The sequence below is a fragment of the Haloarcula sp. DT43 genome (assembly GCF_037078405.1).
Classification (GTDB): domain Archaea; phylum Halobacteriota; class Halobacteria; order Halobacteriales; family Haloarculaceae; genus Haloarcula; species Haloarcula brevis.
Genome location: NZ_JAYMGZ010000001.1, coordinates 20187 through 38011 on the forward strand (window position 1 = coordinate 20187; position 17825 = coordinate 38011).

Annotated in this window: 17 protein-coding genes; 15 read left to right on the top strand and 2 right to left on the bottom strand. The window is 69.2% G+C overall.

Annotated features, from left to right (window positions below; translation table 11 throughout):
- Positions 1-101: 101 nt before the first annotated feature.
- From pdhA to VI123_RS00135, 10 genes are all read left to right on the top strand, one after another.
- A complete protein-coding gene (gene pdhA / locus VI123_RS00090; RefSeq protein WP_336336055.1) occupies positions 102-1208 on the top strand; it encodes a pyruvate dehydrogenase (acetyl-transferring) E1 component subunit alpha in 1107 nt (368 codons plus the stop codon).
- Complete coding sequence (locus VI123_RS00095; RefSeq protein WP_336336056.1) at positions 1205-2200, top strand: alpha-ketoacid dehydrogenase subunit beta; 996 nt, start codon at positions 1205-1207, stop codon at positions 2198-2200. Before pdhA ends, VI123_RS00095 begins: the two co-directional genes overlap by 4 nt.
- A 3-nt stretch (positions 2201-2203) precedes the next feature.
- A complete protein-coding gene (locus VI123_RS00100; RefSeq protein WP_336336057.1) occupies positions 2204-3847 on the top strand; it encodes a dihydrolipoamide acetyltransferase family protein in 1644 nt (547 codons plus the stop codon).
- A gap of 175 nt (positions 3848-4022) precedes the next feature.
- Positions 4023-6368, top strand: a complete 2346-nt coding sequence (locus tag VI123_RS00105) for a PAS domain S-box protein (protein WP_336336058.1) — start codon at positions 4023-4025, stop codon at positions 6366-6368.
- Between the two features lie 62 nt (positions 6369-6430).
- Positions 6431-7849, top strand: coding sequence for a dihydrolipoyl dehydrogenase (gene lpdA / locus VI123_RS00110; protein WP_336336059.1), 1419 nt, complete (start codon positions 6431-6433; stop codon positions 7847-7849).
- A 141-nt stretch (positions 7850-7990) separates the two neighbouring features.
- Positions 7991-8620 carry a hypothetical protein gene (locus VI123_RS00115; protein ID WP_336336060.1) on the top strand — a complete coding sequence of 210 codons (630 nt, stop codon included), beginning with the start codon at positions 7991-7993 and terminating at the stop codon, positions 8618-8620.
- Positions 8621-8702: 82 nt separating this feature from the next.
- Positions 8703-9542 carry an aldo/keto reductase gene (locus VI123_RS00120; protein WP_336336061.1) on the top strand — a complete coding sequence of 280 codons (840 nt, stop codon included), beginning with the start codon at positions 8703-8705 and terminating at the stop codon, positions 9540-9542.
- A 70-nt stretch (positions 9543-9612) separates the two neighbouring features.
- On the top strand, positions 9613-10428 hold the full coding sequence (gene pheA / locus VI123_RS00125; RefSeq protein ID WP_336336062.1) for a prephenate dehydratase: 816 nt from the start codon (positions 9613-9615) through the stop codon (positions 10426-10428).
- A gap of 45 nt (positions 10429-10473) precedes the next feature.
- A complete protein-coding gene (locus tag VI123_RS00130) occupies positions 10474-10881 on the top strand; it encodes an Hsp20/alpha crystallin family protein (protein WP_336336063.1) in 408 nt (135 codons plus the stop codon).
- A gap of 2 nt (positions 10882-10883) precedes the next feature.
- Positions 10884-11336, top strand: coding sequence for a peroxiredoxin (locus VI123_RS00135; RefSeq protein ID WP_336336064.1), 453 nt, complete (start codon positions 10884-10886; stop codon positions 11334-11336).
- Positions 11337-11366: 30 nt separating this feature from the next.
- Here VI123_RS00135 and leuS read toward each other — a convergent pair whose 3' ends face one another.
- Positions 11367-14063: a leucine--tRNA ligase gene (gene leuS, locus VI123_RS00140; protein ID WP_336336065.1), complete on the bottom strand. Its 2697-nt coding sequence runs from the start codon at positions 14061-14063 to the stop codon at positions 11367-11369.
- Positions 14064-14210: 147 nt separating this feature from the next.
- On the opposite strand from leuS, the gene VI123_RS19255 reads away from it, so the two are divergent.
- From VI123_RS19255 to VI123_RS00160, 4 genes are all read left to right on the top strand, one after another.
- Positions 14211-15008: a response regulator gene (locus VI123_RS19255; protein WP_407066967.1), complete on the top strand. Its 798-nt coding sequence runs from the start codon at positions 14211-14213 to the stop codon at positions 15006-15008.
- A 116-nt stretch (positions 15009-15124) separates the two neighbouring features.
- Positions 15125-15310: a hypothetical protein gene (locus tag VI123_RS00150; RefSeq protein ID WP_336336066.1), complete on the top strand. Its 186-nt coding sequence runs from the start codon at positions 15125-15127 to the stop codon at positions 15308-15310.
- On the top strand, positions 15310-15477 hold the full coding sequence (locus VI123_RS00155; protein WP_336336067.1) for a hypothetical protein: 168 nt from the start codon (positions 15310-15312) through the stop codon (positions 15475-15477). Before VI123_RS00150 ends, VI123_RS00155 begins: the two co-directional genes overlap by 1 nt.
- 43 nt (positions 15478-15520) lie before the next feature.
- Positions 15521-15736, top strand: a complete 216-nt coding sequence (locus VI123_RS00160; RefSeq protein WP_336336068.1) for a DUF7535 family protein — start codon at positions 15521-15523, stop codon at positions 15734-15736.
- Here the strand turns inward: VI123_RS00160 and VI123_RS00165 are convergent, their stop codons facing one another.
- A complete protein-coding gene (locus VI123_RS00165; RefSeq protein WP_336336069.1) occupies positions 15737-16732 on the bottom strand; it encodes an ornithine cyclodeaminase family protein in 996 nt (331 codons plus the stop codon).
- A gap of 76 nt (positions 16733-16808) precedes the next feature.
- On the opposite strand from VI123_RS00165, the gene VI123_RS00170 reads away from it, so the two are divergent.
- On the top strand, positions 16809-17666 hold the full coding sequence (locus VI123_RS00170; protein ID WP_336336070.1) for a hypothetical protein: 858 nt from the start codon (positions 16809-16811) through the stop codon (positions 17664-17666).
- The last annotated feature ends 159 nt before the right edge of the window (positions 17667-17825 follow it).

Sequence of the window (17825 nt, forward strand, 5' to 3'; positions counted from 1 at the left end):
TCGGTAATACCTACGTGAGAAACTGGATTCAGCCCCGCGAAAGCTCTAAGCGTGGCGCGAGTGAACAGTTATCGTATGCTATTTCGAGGGAGGCGGTTCCCGTGAGCGTCCTCCAGCGCGACCCCGCCGACAGGGTACAGGTCCTCGACGAGGACGGGACGGTGGTCGACGGCGCGACGGTCCCGGACCTCCCGGACGACGACCTGGTCGAGATGTACCGCTACCTCAAGCTCGGCCGCCACTTCGACCAGCGGGCGGTGAGCCTCCAACGGCAGGGGCGGATGGGGACCTACCCCCCGATGTCGGGCCAGGAGGCGTCACAGGTCGGCAGCGCCTTCGCCCTGCGGGACGGCGACTGGCTGTTCCCGAGCTACCGCGAACACGTCGCCCTGGCCGTTCGAGGGTGGGACCTGTCCGACGACCTGCTGTACTGGATGGGCTCCGAGCGGGGCAATTCGCCGCCGGCGGACGTACAGGTGTTCTCGCTCGCGGTGCCGATTGCGACGCAGATACCACACGCGACCGGGGCCGCGTGGGCCGGGAAGCTCCGGGGCGACGACACCGCCGTCCTCGTGTACTTCGGGGACGGGGCCACCAGCGAGGGGGACTTCCACGAGGGGCTGAACTTCGCAGGCGTGTTCGACGTGCCGGCAGTGTTCTTCTGTAACAACAATCAGTGGGCCATCTCCGTGCCGCGGGAGCGCCAGACCGCCAGCGAGACGCTCGCCCAGAAGGCGAACGCCTACGGCTTCGACGGGGTCCAGGTCGACGGGATGGACCCCCTCGCGGTGTATCAGGTGACCCACGAGGCCGTCGAGAAGGCCCACGACCCGCCGGAGGGACAGCGCCGCCCGACGATGATAGAGGCGGTGCAGTACCGCTTCGGCGCACACACCACCGCCGACGACCCGTCGGTGTACCGCGAGGACGCCGAGGTCGAGCGCTGGAAGCGGAAAGACCCCATCCCGCGGATGGAGCGGTTCCTGCGGGACCGCGGCCTGCTCGACGACGAGCGGGTCGCGGCCATCGACGAGTCGGTCCGGGAGGAAGTCGCGGCGGCCATCGACGCCGCGGAGGCGACCGAGCGGCCCAGGCCCGAGGAGCTGTTCGCGGACGTGTACGCGGAGATGCCGCGGCGGCTCGAACAGCAGTTGCAGTACCTGGAGGAGCTCCAAGAACGGCACGGCGACGAGGTGCTACTGGAATGAGTACTGACACACCGACACAGAGTCTCACGCTCGTCCAAGCCGTCCGCGACGGGCTCTACGGCGAGATGGCGCGCGACGAGGACGTCGTCGTGATGGGCGAGGACGTCGGGAAGAACGGCGGCGTCTTCCGCGCCACGCAGGGCCTCCACGAGGAGTTCGGCGACGACCGAGTCGTCGACACGCCGCTGGCCGAGTCGGGCATCGTCGGCACCGCCGTCGGCATGGCGGCCTACGGCCTGCGGCCGGTCCCCGAAATCCAGTTCTCGGGGTTCATGTACCCCGCCTTCGACCAACTCGTGAGCCACGCCGCCCGCCTGCGGACCCGGAGCCGCGGGCGATACAACTGCCCGCTGACGCTCCGTGCGCCCTACGGCGGCGGCATCCGCGCGCCGGAGCACCACTCCGAGTCCAAGGAGGCGTTCTACGTCCACGAACCCGGCCTGAAAGTGGTCGTCCCCTCGACCCCGCGGGACACGAAGGGGCTGCTCACCGCGGCCATCCGCGACCCCGACCCCGTCGTGTTCCTCGAACCGAAGCTCATCTATCGGTCGTTCCGCGAGGACGTTCCAGACGAGTCCTACACGGTGGAACTCGGCGAGGCCAAGACCCGCCGCGAGGGGTCGGACGTGTCGGTGTTCACCTGGGGCGCGATGACCCGGCCGACGCTCGAAGCCGCCGAGGAACTGGCCGGGGAGGGCATCGACGCCGAGGTGGTCGACCTGCGGACGCTCTCGCCGATGGACACCGACGCCATCGTCGAGTCGTTCAAGAAGACCGGACGGGCGGCCGTCGTCCACGAGGCCCCAAAGACCGGCGGGCTGGCCGGCGAAATCATCGCCACCATCCAGGAGGAGGCGCTGCTGTACCAGGAAGCGCCGATAACGCGCGTCACGGGCTTCGACGTGCCCTACCCGCTGTACGCCCTGGAGGACTACTACCTCCCCGAGCCCGCCCGCATCAAAGACGGTATCAGAGAGGCAGTCGAGTTCTGAGTCATGTTCGAGTTCAAGCTCCCGGACCTCGGCGAAGGGGTCGCCGAGGGGGAGGTACTCGCCTGGCACGTCGCGCCGGGCGACGCCGTGACCGAGGACCAGGTGCTGGCCGAGGTGGAGACCGACAAGGCCGCCGTCGACGTGCCGTCGCCGGTCGACGGCGTCGTCCGGGACCTGCACGCCGAGGTCGGCGACGTGGTACAGACCGGCGAGGTGCTGGTCACCATCGCGGAGGACGGCGATGCGGAGAGCGAAGCGGCCGGCGCGGAAAGCGAAAGCGTCGACGAGGTAGGAGACGACGCGACAGCGGAGGGCGAAGCGGATTCGAGTACTGACGGCGACGCCGCGGCCGAGAGCGGAACCGCGTCGGCCCGCGGCGGCCGCGTGTTCGCGTCGCCCAGCGTCCGCCGCCTGGCCCGCGAGCGTGGCGTCGACGTGACGGCCGTCCAGGGGAGCGGCCCCGGCGGCCGCGTCACGGAGAGCGACATAGAGGCGGCGGCGCAGTCGGCCGACGAGAGGGACTCAGAGGAGGAGGACGGTCCAACGTCGGTCGTCTCGAAGGTATCGGACGCCGACGAAGGTGACGAGAGCGACGGCCCCACATCGGTCGTCTCGCGGGTCGACGACGGCGAGACGGACGAGGGCGACGACGGGCCGGCCGTGAAGTCGGCCGTCCGGAAGGTCAGCGAGGAGCCACAGGCCGAGCGGCGCGAGCAGACGCTGGCGACGCCCGCCACCAGGAAGGTGGCCCGCGACCTCGGCGTGGACATCGACGCCGTCCCGACCGACGAGCAGCGGGACGGCGAACCGTACGTCGACGCGGGGGCGGTCCGGGCCTACGCAGAGGCTCAGCAGGCCGCGCAGGCGGCCGACGCCGAGGCGGTCAGCGGCGACGGGGCGGCGAGCGACGCCGGGACCGGGGCGGCCGACACCGGCGTCGAGGCGAGCGATGGCGACCGGCGCGAGCCCTACCGCGGCATCCGTCGGCGCATCGGCGAGCAGATGGCGCGCTCGCGCCGCGAGGTCCCCCACGCCACCCACCACGACATGGCTGAGGTCTCGGGGCTGGTCGCGGCCCGCGAGCGCCTCGAACCGCTGGCCGAGGAGCGCGGCGTCCGTCTGACGTACACGCCGCTCGTGCTGAAGTGCGTCGCCGCGGCGCTGGACCAGCACCCGATTCTCAACACGGCGCTCGACACCGAGGCCGAGGAAATCGTCTACCGCGACAGCTACAACGTCGGCGTCGCGACGGCGACCGACCACGGGCTGGTCGTCCCGGTCGTCGACGACGTGGACGAGAAGGGCATCCTGGAAATCGCGCGCGAGGTGAACGACCTCGTCGAGCGGGCGCGCAGCCGCGACATAGAGCGCGCGGAGATGCAGGGCGGGACGTTCACGGTGACGAACTTCGGAGCCATCGGCGGCGAGTACGCCAGCCCGATCATCAACGTCCCCGAGACGGCGATTCTCGGCATCGGCTCGCTAGCGGAGCGGCCGGTCGCGGAAGACGGGGACGTCGTCGCCAGCCCCACGCTCCCGCTGTCGCTGGCTATCGACCACCGCGTCATCGACGGGGCCGACGCCGCCCGCTTCGGCAACACGCTCGAGGCGTATCTGGCGGACCCGACGCGCCTGTTGCTGGAGTAGGCCGTTCCACGTCGGTCACGTCGGCGTGGGCGTCGCCGGAAGCTGCGCCGTAGCTGTGCGTCTGCCATGCCGATGGGGACGGCCACCACCGTGCCATAGTTTGCCACTGAGTACTGCTGTCAGGATTTGAAATGCTGCCCACAGCGTTATACGCGCCAACTGTCGATGACTAGCCATGGAATTACCGGCGGTCGTCCTGTACGTCGGGACGGAGGACGGCGCGGACGCCGTTCGTCGGCGGCTGCCCGCCGGCAACGGAATCGCCGTCGAGGCCGCCGCCGGACAGCGGGCTGGACTGGCCGCCGTCGAGTCCGGGGTCGTCGACTGCGTCGTGACCGAACAGTCCCTCAGCGACGGCGACGGGCTCTCGCTCCTGCGGGCCGTCCGAGCGGCCGACGAGACGCTGCCCGTCCTCCTCTTCGCGGCAGGCGACGACGAGTCGCTGGCCAGCGAGGCGCTGGCGAGCGGCGTGACCGGGTTCGTCCCGCGGGTCGGTGACGCCGGCTACGACCTGCTCGCCGACCGAATCGAGGCGGTCCTCGACCACCGGTCGGCCGAGCGGCGCGCGACGCGGTACGAGCACATCGCCGCAGTCAGCCGGGAAATCAACCGAGCGCTGCTGTCGGCCCGCGACCGGCAGACGCTGGAGGGGCGCGTCTGCGACATCATCACCGAGTCCGAGCCGTACCGTTTCGCTTGGATCGGCTGTCACGACCCGGAGACAGACGCCATCGAACCGCGCGCCGGCGGCGGCGACGAGCAGGGCTACCTCGACGAGATTTCCGTGACGGCCGCAGAGAGCGAGCGGGGCCGGGGTCCCGCCGGACGGGCGATACGGAACGGCGAGATACAGGTCTGCCAGGACATCGAACGCGACTCCTCGTTCGAGCCGTGGCGGGAGGCCGCACTGGAGCGCGGTTTCCGGTCGGTCGCGGCCGTGCCGCTGACCTACGACGGCGTGTCCTACGGGGCGCTGTTCGTCTACGCCGACCGGACCGACGCCTTCGACGCGTCGGAGGTAGAGCTGCTGAGCGACGTCGGCCGGGACATCGCCTACGCTACCAACACGCTGGAACTCAGAGACGAAGTGGAGAAGCTGGCCGAGTTCTTCGAGCACGCCCCGGTCGGGGTGTTCGTGACCGAGCCGGTCGAGGACGGTGTCGTCCTCGAAGCGAACCCGGAGATGGCGACGCTACTCGGGGCCGAGAGCGCCGACGACCTCGTAGGTCGGAAGGTTATCGAGGCGTACGCGAACCCGGCGGAACGCGAGACCGTCCTCGAAGCGATTCGTGAGCGCGGGAAAGTGAGCCGGGAACTGGAGCTGGAGACGGTCGGCGGACAGACGGTCTGGGGGCTCCTGACGGAGATACTGAGCGAGCGCCGGGACGGCCGGCCCGTCATCGTGGGGATGGTCAAGGACATCACCAGCAAGAAGCACATCCAGGAGCGCCTCGGCGAGCAGCTCGCGTTCATCGAGTCCGTGCTGGAGTCGAGCCCGGTCGCTATCGCCGTGCTCGACCGCGACGGGACCGTCCTCCGCGCCAACGGCTACGCCAAGGAGGTGCTGGACCTGGAGACCGTCGAAATCCTCGGTCGACCGACCGAGGGCACGGAGTGGCGGGTCTTCGACGACCGGACGGACCTGCTCGACATCGGCGACCTGCCGTTCGACCGCGTCGTGGCGACCGGTGAGCCGGTGTACGGCCACGAGCACGCCGTCGAGCAGTCGGACGGTGAGACGGTGTGGCTCTCGACCAACATGGTCCCGGTGACGAACGGCGACGGCGAGGTCGTCCGCACGGTGGCTGCCATCGCGGACGTGACCGAACTCCGCAGAAAGGAGTCGGAACTCGAGGCGCGCCAGTCCCAGATAGCCTTCTTCAACAACCTCCTCCGGCACGAGGTGCTCAACGGGATGACCGTCGTCCTCGGCGGGACGGAACGCCTCCTCGACGCGATGGACGAGGACGACGAGCGGCGGGCGCTTGTCGAACAAATCGACGACCGGGGGGTCGAGATGGTCGACACGGTCCAGCGGGTCCGTCGCGTCCTCCGGCAGATTGCGGACGAGTCCCCGGCGGTCGAACCGCACGACCTCGCGTCGGTCGTCGACGACTGCGTGGCGCGACTCGAACTCGACTATCCGGCCGCCGCCGTCACCGTCGACGCGCCAGCGGCGGCCCCGGTCCTCGCCGACGAACTGCTCGAAGAGGTCGTGTACAACGTCCTCGTCAACGCCGTCGAGCACAACGACGGCGACGACCCCAGCGCGTGGGTCTCGGTGACGGTCGAGGGCGAGACGACGGTCATCCGCATCGAGGACGACGGCCCCGGCATCGACCCGGCGATTCGAGACAGGGTGTTCGGCCGTGACGGTTGGCAGACGGCACCGGTCAGCGCGAACGGGTTCGGCCTGCACTTCGTCGAGACGATGGTGACGCAGTACGACGGGTCGGTCCGCATCGAGGACCGCGAGCCCCGCGGGACACGAATCGTCGTCGAACTGCCGACCGCGGACTGACCGGGCACGGCGACGGCACGGGAAGGGCGATACCTTTTCACCGGCCCCTGCGAGAAGCCGCTATGGTTGTCGGAGACGTCACTACGGGAACCGAACTGCTCGTCATCGGCGGCGGTCCGGGCGGCTACGTCGCCGCCATCCGGGGCGCGCAACTGGGACTTGACACGACGCTCGTCGAGCGCGACGCCTACGGCGGGACCTGCCTGAACCACGGCTGCATCCCGTCGAAGGCCCTCATCTCGGCGTCGGACGTGGCCCACGACGCCGGGCAGGCCGAGGAGATGGGCGTGTTCGCCGACCCGGCCGTCGACATGGCCGGGATGACCGAGTGGAAAGACGGCGTCGTCACGCGGCTGACGAGAGGCGTCGAGGCGCTGTGTGAGAGCGCCGGCGTCGAACTGGTGGAGGGGGCCGCCGAGTTCGTCGACGACGGGACGGTCAGGGTCGCCCACGGCGGCGAGGGGCAGGGCTCCGAGTCCATCGCCTTCGAGCACGCCGTCGTCGCCACGGGGAGCCGACCGGTCGAGGTCCCGGGCTTCGAGTTCGACGGCGAGCGAATCCTCTCCTCGAAGGACGCGCTAGCGCTTGAGTCGGTCCCCGAGAAGCTCGTCGTCGTCGGCGCGGGGTACATCGGGATGGAGCTGTCGACGGTGTTCGCCAAACTGGGTGCGGAGGTGACGGTCGTGGAGATGCTCGAGGACGCGTTGCCCGGCTACGAGGACGACGTGGCGGCGGTCGTCCGGGAGCGGGCCGCGGACCTAGGCATCGATTTCAACTTCGGCGAGGCGGCCGACGGCTGGGAGGAGACGGCCGATGGCATCCGGGTCCGGACCCTCGACACCGACGACGAGGTCACCGAGTACAACGCCGAGCAGTGTCTGGTCGCGGTCGGGCGCGAGCCGGTCACCGACACGGTGAACCTCGACGCGATAGCCCTCCAGCCCGACGAGGACGGGGCCCTGCCGACCGACGAGCAGTGCCGGACGGCCGCCGAGAGCGTCTTCGCCGTCGGCGACGTGGCCGGCGAGCCGATGCTGGCCCACAAGGCGATGGCCGAGGGGAAAGTCGCCGCCGAAGCCGCCGCCGGGGAGCCGGCCGCCTTCGACCACCAGGCGATTCCAGCCGCGGTGTTTACCGACCCCGAAATCGCCACCGTCGGCATGACCGAACGCGAGGCCGAGGCGGCCGGCTTCGACCCGGTCACCGGGGAGATGCCGCTACGGGCCAACGGCCGCGCGCTCACCGTCAACGAGCGGGATGGGTTCGTCCGCGTCGTCGCCGACGCCGACGAGGAGTTCCTGCTCGGGGCCCAGATAGTCGGCCCGGAGGCGTCCGAACTCGTCGCCGAACTCGGCCTGGGAATCGAGATGGGCGCGCGGCTGGAGGACGTCGCCGGGACGATTCACACGCACCCGACGCTCTCCGAGGCGGTGCACGAGGCGGCCGCGGCCGCCCGCGGCGAGGCGGTTCACACGCGGTAGCGTCACCCTGCGACACGTGCGCCACAGTAGCGAATACCGGCGGCACAGCCGCTCTGGCGTGGATAGTGGCGAGATTTACACCGTGCAAAAAGGTTATATGGGGGATTGAGTAAACAGACGGTGGATAGGAAGCGGTAAGACATGTCTACTGACTCACAGCCCGACGACACCATCGCCCAAGCCATCATTTCAGGTTCGACGTACGAGCGCGTCCGCTACGAGCGCCACTCGTATCTCAGACAGACCGTTCCGCGGACGCTCGCGCTACAGAGCGCCCTGCTCGGGGCGCTGGCACTGTTGCTCCCGATGTACGGCCTGTACCCGGACAGCACCGCGGCGTTTCTCCCGGCCGTCGACCCCGCCGTCGCCTCGCCGAAGGTGCTGTTGCTCGGGCTGTTCGGCGCGTTCCTGCAGCTGTTCGGCGCGACGTTGCTCGTCGGGTCGGTCCTCTACCGGGTCCGGTTCACCCCGCTGACCGAACGGCAGGCTCACGCGGCGCTCAACGCCGAGGACTTCGCGCGATACGTCGCGCTCGGCACCGGCGGCCTGGCCATCGCGCTCTCGCTCTGTCTGTTCGCCGTGGGCCTGGGCGGCGGCGACGCAGTGTCGACGTACATCGCGGCGATGGGCCGGAACCCGTTCGTCGACTCCGGGTTCGGCGTGTCGGTCGCGGAGGCCTCGCTGTTTGCCTTCGTCGCCAGCGTCACGGTCTTTTACGCCTCGCGGTATCTGCTCGTGCACCTCGCGCTGTTCCACCGCGACGGCGAGTGACGGCGGCCGGCGCGACGGCCCGACCACGGTAACGGTTGTAACATGCACGTCAGTTTTCAGGCGCGGCGACGACGGTACCGGTATGATCTCAAACGAGAGCGACACGTTCGACATCGGCGGAGAGCTGACGGTCCACCGGCTCGGGTTCGGCGCGATGCGGCTCACCGGTGAGGACATCATCGGCGAACCGGACGACGAAGAGAACGCCCACGCCGTACTGGAGCGGGCGGTCGAACTCGACGTCGACTTCATCGACACGGCGGACTCCTACGGGCCGGGCGTCTCCGAGCGGCTCATCGGCGAGGCGCTCGACACCGAGCGCGAGGACCTCGTCATCGCGACGAAGGGCGGCCTGCTGCGCAACACCGACGCCGACTGGCTGGCCCACGGCGACCCGGACTACCTGCGCAACGCCCAGCTGTGCTCGCGGGACCGACTGGGAATGGACCCCATCGACCTGTACCAGTACCACCGGCCGGACCCCGACACGCCGTTCGAGGACTCCGTCCACACGCTCGCCGAGATGAAAGACGAGGGGCTGATTCGCCACGTCGGCCTCTCGAACGTCTCCGTCGAGCAACTGGACCGCGCCCGCGACATCGTCGACGTGGCGACGGTCCAGAACCAGTACAACGTCGCGCACCGCGACGACGAGGACGTGCTGGAGGCCTGCGAGAACTACGACATCGGTTTCATCCCGTGGTTCCCGCTGGGCGCTGGCGACCTCGACGACGTGGACGGCATCGACGACATCGCCGACCGCCACGACGCGACGCCGTACCAGATTGCGCTGGCGTGGCTGCTGGGTCACTCGGACGTGACGCTGCCGATTCCAGGGACCGGCAGCGTCGCCCACCTCGAACAGAACGTCGCCGCCAGCGCCATCGAGCTGTCCGACGAGGAACTGGCCCGGCTGTCCTGAGACGGGGCGACGACGCTGTGGCGTCGTCGCTGACCGCGGTTCTTTTGGTTCCCACCGCTGTACCCCGGGTATGACCACTGTCACGCTGGGTCCGGAGGGGACCTACTCCCACCGCGCCGCGCAGGCAGTCACCGACGGCGACATAGCCTTCTCCGAGTCGGTGACCGCCATCGTCGAGGCCGTCGCCGACGGCGAGGCCGAACGCGGCGTCGTCCCCGTCGAGAACAGCATCGAAGGCTCCGTCACCGAGTCGCTTGACGCCTTCGCGGAGCACGACGTCGCCGTCGTCGAGGAGATTATCACGCCCATCCGCCACGCCCTGCTCGCACAGGACGACGCTTTCTCGCTGGTGGCTAGCCACGCCCAGGCGCTGGCCCAGTGTCGCGGCTGGCTCGACGAGCACTACCCCGGCGTCGACGTGGAGGCCGTCGCCTCCACGGCCCGCGGCGTCGAACGTGCCCGCGAAGACCCGAGCGTCGCGGCCATCGGCCACCCCGAGAACGCGACCAACGGCACCGAACTGCAGGTCCTCGCCGAAGACATCCAGGACCGGTCCTCGAACGCCACCCGCTTCGTCGTCGTCGCCCCGGCGAGCGAGCGCAGCGAGGCCGGCGGCAAGACCTCCTTCATCGTCTACCCCGACGTGGACTACCCCGGCCTGCTGCTGGAACTGCTGGAACCGTTCGCGGACCGCGACATCAACCTCACGCGCGTCGAGTCCCGCCCCAGCGGCGAGCGACTCGGCGACTACGTCTTCCACATCGACATCTCGGCCGGCCTCTACGAGGAGCGCACGCAGGACGCGCTCGCCGACATCGAGGCCATCGCCGAGGGCGGCTGGGTCCGCCGACTGGGGTCGTACGACTCCCGGACGGTCGTCAACTGACCCGGCGGGGCGTTTCTTAAGTCCCGGGCACTCGTACCCCCGGACATGTCAGACAGAGACCCGTTCAGCGAAATCGAGCGCGCGTTCGACATGCTGGGAGCGCAGTTCGGCGTCGACGTGGGCGCTGTCCCGGTCGACGTACTCGACGCGGGCGACGCCTTCGTCGTCCGCGCGGACCTGCCCGGCTACGACAGCGCGGACATCGACGTGCAGTTGGTCGAGGACCGCAAACTCACTATCAGCGCCTCGGCGAGCGAGGAGCACGAGGCAAGCGACGGTCAGTACGTCCAGCGCGAGCGCCGCCAGCAGTCGCTGAGTCGGTCGCTACACCTCCCGGAAGCAGTCGACGAGGAAGAGACCACCGCGAGCTACGACAGCGGCGTCCTCACGGTGCGGCTGGGGAAGGTCCGACACAGCGAGGACGACGACGGCACGGACATCCCCGTGAACTGACGATGGTGCTGGAACCCGGAACCGAGGTGCCGACCATCAGAGCGCGGAACCAGCACGGCGACGCGGTCCGGCCGGCGTTCGCGGAGCCGACAGTGCTGTACTTCTACCCGGCCGACGACACGCCGGGCTGTACGACGGAGGCAAATCAGTTCGAGGAGTACGCGGCGCGGTTCGCGGACGCCGGCGTCGAACTGTACGGCGTCTCGACCGACGGCGTCGAGAGCCACCGCGAGTTCGCCGAGAGCGAAGCCCTCTCGTTCGACTTGCTCGCCGACCCCGAGGGACGTATCGCGGCGGCCTTCGACGTGGACCTGACCGACGGCCGAGCCCAGCGGACGACGTTCGTCATCGCACAGGGGCAGGTCGTCGGCGTCTACGAGGGCGTCGCGCCCGAGGGCCACGCCGCGAACGTCTACGAGGACCTGCTCGACACCGGGCTGGTCAGCGCCGACTAACACGGCGGAGAATCGGCGGACGCGAGCGCGTCACTTGGCGATGTCGATTGCGGGGCGACCGGGGCCGGCCTTGCTCACGAGGTCCGGGTCCGCCTCGTCGGGCCCCTGCACGACGACCTCGGCCCCGAACTCTCGCTCGATGAGCCACGCGGCGCGTTCGAGCGCCTCGCGCTCGCGTTCGGGCGGCAGTTGCTCGTCGAGCGACTGCGCGCGGCCGGCCACCTCCTTGGCGAAGTCCGCGGCCGCCTCGCCCTGTTCGCGGAGGTCCTCGTCCTGCATGACGGTCCCGACGACGTTGCCGTCGGCGTTGCGGGCCAGGTCGAGCACGCGGTGTTTCCACTGGGGCGCGACCGCGAGGGTGATGGTCTGGGGGTCCTCGATGCCGACGGTGTCGACGATGTCGCGGACGTCCTCGCGGGTGTTCTCGACCAGGCGGCGCTCGATGTCGTAGCCGTCGGGGGCCCGCGCGGCCGGCCACTCGGCCTCGGCGATGAGGCCGTCCCGGTCCAGTTCCGCCCACATCTCCTCGGCGGCGTGGGGGGCGACCGGGGCGAGCAGTTTCGCTGCCGTCGCCAGCCCGCGCTCGAAGGTGTCGGCGTCGGGGGCTGTCGCCTCCTGGTACCGGCGCAGCAGCGACACCAGTTCCCGCACGGCCTGGAGCGCGTGGTTGAACCGGAAGTCTTCGAACTCCGCGGTCGCCTTCGCCGCGGTGGCGTCGATTTCGCGGGCGACGTAGTCGGCGATTTCGTCGGCGTCGCCGGCGTGCGCGGTTTCCGAGGCGCTTCCCGCCTCGCCGTCGGCGTACTCCGAGACCAGCGTGTACACGTTCTGGAGGAAGCTGTGGGCCGACTGGACGCCCTCGGGGCTCCAGGCGAACTCCTTCTCGGGCTGGGCGGCCTCCATGATGAACAGGCGGGCCGTGTCAGCGCCGTACTCCTCGATGATGCGCTGGGGCGAGACGCCGTTGTCGAGGCTCTTGGACATCTTGTTGCCGTCCTCGCCCAGCACCATGCCCTGGTTCGTGAGGTTCGTGAAGGGCTCGCGGACGCCGTCGACCATGTCGAGGTCGTCGAGCACCTTCGTGAAGAAGCGGGCGTACAGCAGGTGCATGACGGCGTGTTCGATGCCACCGACGTACTGGTCGACGGGCATCCAGTCGCTCGCCCGCTCGGCGTCGAAGGGGGCGTCGTCGAGGTCGGGCGACGTGTAGCGCAGGAAGTACCACGAGGAGTCCACGAACGTGTCCATCGTGTCCGTCTCCCGCACCGCGTCGGCTCCGCACTCGGGGCAGTCCACGTGCTTCCACTCTTCGGCGGCGTCGAGCGGATTGCCGGTCGTGTGGACGAACTCGGGCAGTTCGACGGGCAGGTCCTCGTCCGGGACCTCGACGTAGCCGCAGTCGTCGCAGTGAATCATCGGAATCGGGGTGCCCCAGTAGCGCTGGCGCGAGATGCCCCAGTCCCGGAGGTTGTACTCCGTGCGGTGCTCGCCGTCGAACTCGGAGACGAAGCGGTCGCGCGCCTCCTCGCTGGTGAGGCCGTCGAACTCGCCGCTGTTGACGAGCAGCCCGTCCTCGGGGTAGGCTTGCTCCTGTACGTCGACGTCCTCGGGGTCTGCGTCGGCGTCGTCGGTCGGCTCGACGACCTGTACGACGTCGATGTCGTGGGCCTGGGCGAACTCGTGGTCGCGCTCGTCGTGGGCCGGGACGGCGTACAGCGCACCAGTGCCCACGTCGGTCAGGACGTAGTCAGCGACGTAGACGGGAATCTCCTCGCCGGTGGCTGGGTTCGTCGCGTACTCGCCGGTGAAGACGCCGGAGGTCACGTCGAGGTCGTCCTCGTCTGCGTCCTCGGCCGTCTCGATGTACTCGGCGACCGCCTCGTTGTCCTCGGCGATTTGCTGGGCGACCGGGTGACCGGGGGCAAGCGAGAAGAAGGTCGCCCCGTGGATGGTGTCCAACCGCGTGGTGAAGATGTCCACGTCACCGTAGTCACCGACCTCGAAGGCGACGCTCGCGCCCTCCTGCTTGCCGATCCAGTTGCGCTGCATCTCCCGGACGTTGTTCGGCCAGCCGTCGAGGTCCTCGAGCGCCCCCAGCAGTTCCTCGGCGTAGTCGGTGATGGTGAAGAACCACTGGTCCATCTCGCGGGCCTCGATGGGCGTGTCACACCGCCAGCAGAGTTCGTCTTCCCCCTCGACCTGCTCGTCTGCCAGCACCGTCTCACAGGAGGGACACCAGTTCAGTTCGGCGGCCTGTCGCTCGACCAGTCCTTCCTCGCGGAACTGCTTGAACAGCCACTGGTTCCACTGGTAGTACTCGGGTTCACAGGTGGCGAGTTCGCGGTCCCAGTCGTAGCCAAAGCCCATCTCCGTGAGCTGCTCGCGCATCGACTCGATGCACTGCATCGTCCAGTCGCGGGGGTTGGTGTCCCGTTCCTCGGCGGCGTTCTCGGCGGGCAGCCCGAAGGAGTCCCACCCCATCGGGTGCAGGACGCTCTCGCCGCGCATCCGCTCGAAACGGGCGAAGGCGTCCGTGATAGTGTAGTTCCGGACGTGACCCATGTGGAGGCTCCCGGAGGTGTAGGGGAACATCGCCAGGACGTACTCCGGGTCGGTCTCGTCGTCGTCGATGCGGAACACGTCGGCCTCGTCCCACGTGCGCTGCCACCGGGGCTCGACCTCGGTGTGGTCGAACCCCCGCTCGCGTTCCTCGCCGGTCGTGGTCATGATATCGGAACATCCGATAGCGACGGTGCTATACCTTTCCCTTCGAGAGACCCAGCGGCCGCCACGGGCGACGCGAGCGGTCCTGTCGGCGCATCGACCGGTCCCGCCGAGATGCTTTTGTCGGCCGGGAACAGTGGTTACTGCAGCGTGCCCGAACCGATTGCCGTTCTCCACGTCGACGACGACCCCGACTTCGCCGAACTGGCGGCGACCCTCCTGGAACGGCAGGACGACCGTCTCACCGTGGTCCGGGCAGACAGCACCGGCGATGGCCAGGAGGTGCTGGCGGAGCGTCCCGTCGACTGCGTCGTCTCCGACTACGACATGCCGCGCCGGAACGGCATCGAGTTCCTGCAGGCGATACGCGAGCAGCATCCCGACCTCCCGTTTATCTTGTTTACCGGGAAGGGAAGCGAGGAAATCGCCAGCGAGGCCATCTCCGCCGGCGTCACCGACTACCTCCAGAAGGGCAGCGACGTCGAGCGGTACGAACTCCTGGCCAACCGGGTCACGAACGCCGTCGCGCAGAACCGGGCCCAGCAGCGGGCGCTCGAAACCACACAGCGCTACGAGACGCTGTTTACGCACACGACGAACGCGATTGCCTCGGTCGAACTGCGGAACGGGGACCCGATAATCCAGTCGGTCAACCCCGCGTTCGAGGCGACGTTCGTCCCGCCGGGAACGGACGTCGCCGGCCGGAACCTGGACCGGGTCATCACGGCGACCGACGCCCAGCGGGAACAGGCCGAACGCATCACGAGTCGTGCGGAGACGGGTGATATTACGACCACGGAGGTCACGCGCCAGACGGTCGACGGCCCCCGGACGTTCCAGCTCCAGTCGGTGCCGATAAACCCCGACGATGCGGACGGGTTCTGTTCGGCCTTCGCGGTGTACACCGACATCACCGATATCGCCGGGGACGGCGGGACGCCGCCGTAGCCGCGTCGGCGACACACCGGCAGTCGCTGTGTGTAACCGGACCCGTCGCGGCACCCGGGCCGACGAAGGGGGACCCACACAAGATTTTTGCCGGACTCGACAGGTGTCACGGACGTATGGTACACTGCCCTGACTGTGAGACCGCGCTCGAAACGGCCGACGACATCGAGTTCGTCGAAGTGGACTCGGCGGTCGGCTTCATCAAAGCCTCCAAGCGCTTCTACACCGCGAACTGCGCGGCCTGTGGCGTCACTATCGGCAGCGGCGTCGCCGGCGCGAAGTCCAACGGGGGTGCGGCCTGATGGTCCACTGTCCCGAGTGCGACGCGGAGCTGACCGACCAGGACGACGTGGAATTCCTCGACATGGACTCGACGACCGGCTTCTTCACGGCCTCGAAGCGGTTCTACCTCGTCGCCTGTGGCGACTGCGGGGCCGCCATCGGCAGCGGCGTCGCCGGCGCGATGTAGCCGCCGGGGCTAGGCTTATACACGTATCAGCGCAAGAGAGCGTATGGCAGATTCACCTGACGACACGGACGACAGCGGACGACTACCGGCGGCGCTCCGGTCGGTCACGCCGGGGACGCGGAGCCGTCCCAACGAGGGCATGGACATGATCGGCTGGGGCATGCTCGCCGGCCTGCTCGTCCTGCTTTTCCCGCTCCTGCCGTTTATCGTCATCGTCTGGGGCATCTCGAAGGTCACGGACGCCCTCACGCCGACCTAATCAGGTCGCGTCGGTGTCGACCAGCGGGAACGCCGTCCCGTCGCCCTCGGCGCTCGCGTTCTCGTAGACGACGTGTGCCGCGGCCACGTCCTGGATGGCGAGCCCCGTCGAGTCGAAGACGGTGAGGCCGTCGTCGTCGGTCCGGCCGTCGAGCGTGCCGGCGACGATGGCCCCGAGTTCCCCGTAGAGGTCGGCGTCGGTCAGGACGCCCTCGCTCCAGGGGACGTTTATCTCGCCGGAGTGGGTACACTGTTCGTAGTTGTCGATGACGACTTTCGCGTCCAGCAGCGTGCGCGCCTCGTGTTCCTGCTTGCCGGCGGCGTCGGCCCCGATGGCGTTGACGTGCGTGCGCTCGCCGAGCCACGCCCGCTCGACGATGGGTGACTCGACGGGCGTAATCGTCGACAGCACGTCACAGCCGGCGGCGTCCTCGATGGTGCCGGCCCGCACGTCGAACCGGTCGTCGAAGGCGTCGACGAACGCCCGCTGTTTCTCCGCGTCCCGGTCGGCGACGACCACCGTCTCGATGTCCCGGACCGACGAGATGGCCGCCAGTTGCGTGTAGGCCTGCGTGCCGGCCCCGACGAGCCCCAGCGAGTCCGCGTCGGCGACGGCGAGGTGGTCGGTGGCGACGGCGGCCGCCGCCCCGGTCCGCAGGCGCGTCAGGACGGTGCCGTCCATCACGGCGAGCGGGAACGCCGTCTCGGGGTCCGAGTAGATGAGCGTCCCGAGCACGGTCGGCAGGTCGTGGTCGCGGGGGTTGTCCAGGTGGACGTTGACCCACTTGACCGCGGCGGCGTCCCACGTCTCAGCGTCGACGTAGGCCGGCATCGACCTAAAGTCGCCGTTGTACTGTGGCAGGTCGATGTAGGACTTTGCCGGCATGACGGTGTCGCCCCTCGCGTCGGCGGCGAAGGCGGCGGCGACCGCGTCGATGACGGCCGGCATCGTCGCGTGAGTCTCGACCGCGTCCGCGCCGAGAAGCAGCGTCTGCATACGAACCGTTGGCACTCGACCCCACTTATACCCACGCCGTCACAGGGACTATACCGCCACGCGACCAGGTACTGGTATGCGTCGCGGGGCGGCGATTGCCGCGGTCTGTCTCTGCCTGCTGAGCGCCGGGTGCACCGGCCTGTTCGGCGACGACGCCGCAGGGGGGACGGTGACGCCGGCACCGGTCCCGACCGCGGACACCCCGACGAGCCCGGACCGACACGCGCCGGGCATCGTCGGCGACCGCGTCGGCAACGCCACCGCGCTCGCCCGCGCCCACGTCGCCGGGCTCTCGAACACCTCCTACCAGGTCCGCCACACCAGAACCGTCAGGCGCGACGGCGACCTGTACAGGCGCGTCCGGACGCGAGCCAGCGTCAGCGCGGGCTACCGGTCGTACACGGCCACCCGAACGGTGACCGGCCAGGGGGTTCACGCGCGGGAGGTCCACGAAACCTGGCGGGACGGCCGCGCACTCAGGCGGACCACCGTCAACGGGTCGACGACGACCGCTGTGGTCGCGGACAGTCGCGGTATCGGCGGCCCGCCGCGCCCCCCGCGGGCCGCGCTGTTCTTCGAACCCACGTTCAACGGCCGGCTCATCGACCTGCTTTCGGCGACCAACGTAACATCGGTTCGCCCCGGCCAGCCGGTCGTCGAGCAACTGTACGGAGTCTCGCTGTACCGCATCGAGGGCACCGGCGCCGCCGAAGCCGGCGCAGTCGCCACCCGCCCCGCCGACCGCGTGAGGAACGTCTCCCTCTCCGCGACCGTGACGCCCGGCGGCGTGGTCCGGAGCTACGCCCTCCAGTACACGGTCGTCGACGGGTCGGACGCGCACCGCGTGACGGAGACGCTCCGCTACAGCGACCTCGGGACGACCGAGGTGGTGTTCGACGCCCGCGAGCGAAACCGGACGGCACGGCCGGACTGACGCGGGTACAGAAACAGCCTCGAACCCCCACCCACCGTCACCGGTCCGTCCCACCAGGCGGACCGGGACAGTCGGTAGTTCGCAGCGACACAGGTGACTGTTCGTTCAGTTTCACGGGTCGATTCCGCGTTTGGCTAACACGGGTGCGAACGCCGTGCC